The 5111-nt window shown below is 37.9% G+C and carries 4 protein-coding genes; 3 read left to right on the forward strand and 1 reads right to left on the reverse strand.

The annotated features are described in order from the left end of the window. Positions 1-315 precede the first annotated feature (315 nt). On the reverse strand, positions 316-972 hold the full coding sequence (locus QOW94_RS10770) for a GntR family transcriptional regulator (protein WP_283680461.1): 657 nt from the start codon (positions 970-972) through the stop codon (positions 316-318). A gap of 167 nt (positions 973-1139) precedes the next feature. Here QOW94_RS10770 and QOW94_RS10775 point away from each other — a divergent pair, with 167 nt between their 5' ends. The 3 genes from QOW94_RS10775 to QOW94_RS10785 all read left to right on the forward strand — a co-directional run bounded on the left by QOW94_RS10775 (position 1140) and on the right by QOW94_RS10785 (position 4854). Beyond that, positions 1140-1571, forward strand: a complete 432-nt coding sequence (locus QOW94_RS10775; protein WP_283680462.1) for a universal stress protein — start codon at positions 1140-1142, stop codon at positions 1569-1571. A 106-nt stretch (positions 1572-1677) separates the two neighbouring features. After that, positions 1678-2745, forward strand: coding sequence for a mannonate dehydratase (uxuA, locus tag QOW94_RS10780; RefSeq protein ID WP_283680465.1), 1068 nt, complete (start codon positions 1678-1680; stop codon positions 2743-2745). Positions 2746-2823: 78 nt separating this feature from the next. Then, positions 2824-4854, forward strand: a complete 2031-nt coding sequence (locus QOW94_RS10785; protein WP_283680463.1) for a glycosyl hydrolase 115 family protein — start codon at positions 2824-2826, stop codon at positions 4852-4854. The last annotated feature ends 257 nt before the right edge of the window (positions 4855-5111 follow it).

Below are 5111 nucleotides of genomic sequence, written 5' to 3' on the forward strand. Positions count from 1 at the left end.
GCAAGCAAATCAAGAAAGAATAATTTTTCGTCTATGGTGTAGCGATATTTAGTCAATATAAAAACTCCTAGTATATGAACCCGGAATTTTAATTGTTTCCGTGTCCAACATACTAGGAGTATCTCCGATTAATTTCATCCTGTATCTGGATCTTTTTTTATTATGCTGAAAAAATGGTATTAGGTAGCTGGACCTCTTTCTAATGGACACATCTTGTAGCTAGTATATGAATAGACAAAAACAGTGGGGCAGAACTATGAAAGCACATTTACCTACTTTCTGTCCTACTCCCACTGCATTCTTTTCTTAATATATTTATTCAAAATACTCAGGGTATTGCTTAGTTACTTCATCTTTATCAATTAACTGAAGATCCAAGTGACTTTGAATAACTTTGTCTGCTTCCTCAGCATCGTTATTCTTAACCGCAGCCAATAGTTCCTCGTGTTCTTGAAGTAGTGGCGACAACGATAAGTTCTTATCTGCCAATCTTAGCGACCGGAACCGATTTAAGTCGCTACTTAAAGTCAACAACCAGTGCCAAATGTTTGCATGGTTAGAAGCTGTGTAAAAGGATTCATGAAATTTATCATCAAAATTAAAAAATGATTTTAATTCATTCCGATTAGCAGCTCTCCTTTGTTCAAATATTAGCAGTTCCAAATCCTCAACCAATTCATTTGAATGATTACTAACCACTTCTCCAATAACCTTACGTTCAAGAGTTTGTCTAACGTAACGAGCATCGAGGGTCTTACCTAAGTTGATTTTGGTTATAAAAGTGCCACTTTGTGGTACTGATTTCAATAGCCCGTTTCTTGTTAGTCTGAGCATTGCTTCCCTGATTGGAGTTCTACTCATTTCAAGCTGAACTTCAAAGTCACGGTCTGAAACTCGTTGACCAGGTAATAGGTCAAGGCTAATGATTGATTCATAGATAGTATCGTAAGCTCTGTCTTGTAAACTTTCCATCGACTTTTCCTAGTCCTTTACAAATAATTCTTACCTTTAATAATAGCATAAAACAAGGTATACAAAAGCGTAAAAAAATTCTTGATAGCGGTTACAGATAGTGTTATTATAATGATGGAATATACTAATATATCAATTTGCATTTCGAGTCAATTGGAGGTAATTACATGTTCAGTAAAATTTTGGTCCCTCTTGATGGTAGCGACAACGCCTCAAAGGCTTTACAACTTGCAATAAAGCTATCAAAACAATCAAATGCTAGTTTACAACTGCTAACGGTTGTTAATACAAATGTATTATCATTGGGTAAGGATCCGATTAGACCAACTCAGACAGCGTTGGTAGATGAAGTTAAGGCAAATGCTGAAGCCATTCTAGCCGACGCTGAGAAGACTTTAGCAAATACCGGGACTTCATTTGATAGCGAAGTTCTAATGGGGAGTGCTAAGCACATTATTGCAGAGGATGCCCCAACAAAGTATGGAATTGATGCGATTGTTATTGGTAAGTCTGGAGTGGATGCTCTGAACAAGCTAGCATTGGGATCAACGACAGCATATGTAGTTAGAAACGCCTCAGTTCCGGTAGTTGTAGTTTAGCCTTTTGACTAAGAAATAAGTAAGTAGTAATTTGTTTTTTGTATACTAATATATCTTTTCAAATTCAAATAATTCCTAGGAGGAACAGTTCTTGCGAGCATTAAACATGGGGTTTCGGTGGTTTGGTCAAGACGATGATCCAATTTCTCTTGAACAGATCAGACAGATTCCCGGCACAAAACAAGTAGTTACATCACTATATGATATCCCTGTGGGTGAGGTGTGGCCTGAGGAAAGAATCGCGGAGTTAAAGCAAATAATTGAAAAGGCCGGTTTAAAGTTAGAAGTAATCGAATCGGTTAACATTCACGATGATATCAAGATTGGATTACCAACACGAGATAAGTATATTGAAAATTACAAGCAAACGATTCGAAACCTAGCAAAATTTGGTGTTAAAGTCATTTGTTACAATTTTATGCCTGTCTTTGATTGGCTGAGAACTGATTTGCATGAAAAACTTGCTGATGGTTCCAACGCAATGTCTTATGATCCAAGCAAGATTCCCGATGATCCTAATGATATGATTGAAACTATCAAGGAAGGCTCAAAAGGCTTTGAGATGCCAGGTTGGGAACCAGAACGATTGGCTGCTGTTAAGCAATTGTTTGAAGAGTATAAAGATGTTGATACAGTTAAGCTAACTGAAAATCTTAAGTACTTCCTTGATGCCATTATTCCGGTCTGTGAGGAAGTTGATGTCAGAATGGCAATGCATCCTGATGATCCTCCATTCCCGTTATTTGGATTACCACGGATTTATAAAAATCGTGATGACATGGTTGCCATTGAAGCGCTTCACGAATCAAAGTACAATGGGTTTACAATTTGTACAGGTAGCTTGGGTGAGAACCCTAAAAATGATTTGCCAGCAATCATTCGTGAATTTGTTAAAAAAGATAGAGCACCATTTATTCATGCCCGTAACATTAAATTCACTAATCAGGAAAAAACTGAATTTCATGAAAGTGCCCACCTTTCATCTGAAGGATCACTTGATATGTATGAAATTATGAAAGCCCTTGATGATAGTGGGTTTGACGGTTATATTAGACCAGATCATGGTCGCAATATTTGGGGAGAAGATGGACGCCCTGGATATGGATTGTTTGATCGGGCATTAGGAATAAATTATCTGAACGGTCTTTGGGAAGCACTTCAAAAGACAAAGTAATGTCAATTTAGGAGCCCAATTGAGTGGGCTCCTTTTTAAAAAAGAGAATGATAGCGGTAACAACATAGAGGCGAAAAAATGGAAAATAAATTTTTGATTTCAAAAGATACCGGAGTCGTAACTGATTTTAAAAACGACGTCTTACGGAATGCAGCAAGGATTTTAACCCGGGACATTGAAACAACTGTTTCAGCCCATGGGGATAAGAATGAAATTAGATTGATTCTAGATGCAGGTATGGCAAAGGATGAAAGCTTTTTGATTACTCAACCTGATAAGAATCATGTAGAAGTTAAGTCTGGCTCTGTTAGAGGGGTTATGTATGGCGCTCTAGCTATCTCAAAGAATGTTTTGAAGATCGATGAATTCTGGTTCTGGTTAGATAAACTTCCTAAAAAAGTTCCATATATTACAATGCATGATCTCGAAGCTATTACATTACCAGATTATCGGGTTAAGTACAGAGGATGGTTTGTGAATGATGAGTTGTTGCTGAACCATTGGGAGTATCGAGAATCTACTGACAATGTTTGGACTATGATTTTTGAAACTTTGCTCCGGTGTGGTGGTAACATCGTAATTCCTGGAACTGACACCAACGCGCATTTGAATCGAACAGCTGCAGTGAAAATGGGATTAATGATTGCTCATCACCATGCAGAACCACTTGGGGCAGAAATGTTCTCACGGGTTTACCCTGATTTGGATGCATCATATTTAAAACATCCAGATTTGTTTAAGAAACTCTGGCAGGATAGTATCGAAGAACAAAAAGATAACGATGTTATTTGGAACCTTGGCTTTAGAGGTCAAGGTGATCGACCATTCTGGTTAGATGATGACCATGAATATACGCTAGCTGATAAGGCTGAAGTCATTAATAACGTTATTAAGACGCAGTATGACATGGTTAAGAAGGCTGTGCCTAATGCAAAGTGTTCAATTAATATCTATGGTGAGTTAACAGGACTCTATAATGCCGGTCTATTGGATGTCCCTAGTGATGTAATTCAGATTTGGGCGGATAACGGATACGGTAAAATGGTATCACGCCGACAAGGAAATGATGATCCAAGGTCTGAGGTGTTGAGTGGTGGTGACCCTAATCTTTCTCAAGGAATTTATTACCACGTTGCGTTCCATGATTTACAAGCATCTAATTTCCTTGCGATGCTGCAAATCGATCCTCACTACGTTGCTAATGAATTGGATAAAGTGCGGAAGGCCGGAATGGATGACCTTGTTATGTGCAATACAGGGAATATCAAACCCCACGTACTGTTTCTTCGCTTAGTTGAGCAATCTTGGCGTACTGACTTTGAAGTTAAATCAAATGCTGATATTTTGAGTGAGTATGTTAACAATTACTACTCTGATAGACAGAATGATATTGCTGCCCTTTACCAACAATATTTTGATACTATGTTCAATTACGGTAAGTTTGAAGATCAAAAGGTTGGGGATGAGTTCTACACTTATACACTCAGAAAGATTATTGCCACGTGGATTGCTCAAAAGGATAAGCTACCTGAAATGGAGTGGTTCACTGGCGAGAAGAAGTTTATTGGTGAACTAGCAATGATAAATCAATTGATTGCTGATCACGTAAAGCCATTTGAAGATTTGGCAAATCAAACTAGGGTTTTGATTGAAGAATTACCTAGTGAAGATAGTGCTCGTCTATATAATGATTTGTGGTTAAGTGTTGCAGTTCACAGTTATCCAATTAAAGCCTTGAAGCTAACGATTGACTCATTTGATGCGTTCTTTGCGGATGCGGATGATTATTACGTAAACTCGTTCCTTTGCGCTAGCAAGGCTGCTCAAGAGCTTGAAAACGTGCTTAGAGCTTGGGAAAACAATCCTTCGAAGAAGTGGGTTCATTTCTTTGATAATGATTGTTATACTAACATCGAGCTCGCAATCGACACCCTTGGGACACTCAGAAACTACATTAGAATCATTGGGGATGGACCTGATGAGGATCAGTGGGAACGTGAGTACCTGATGGAGAAGAGTGATGCAAAAGTCATGCTTCTATCCAACACGCATAAAGCTTATGATGATGACGAAATGGCTAAACGATTACAGGGAAGACTTAATAAATAATTTGATTTAGGTTTGTTATTTGATAATCTAATGAAAACTCAAAGGATCAGATTGGAGGTTGCTAACCTTCAACCTGATCCTTTTGTCGTAAAACTGATAGCTTGTAAATTGAGAGGTAATCCAAGAATACAAACAATCTAAGATTAGATCTAGATAGAGATGATTAACTTCATCCTCTATCTAGATTTTTTTAGTTACACTGAAGATGAACTTTAAGACCGAGCATGCTCCCTTGGACCTAGAGTCCCCAATTTAAA

Origin of the sequence: Lentilactobacillus sp. Marseille-Q4993 (genome assembly GCF_951230165.1) — a bacterium.
GTDB lineage: Bacteria > Bacillota > Bacilli > Lactobacillales > Lactobacillaceae > Lentilactobacillus.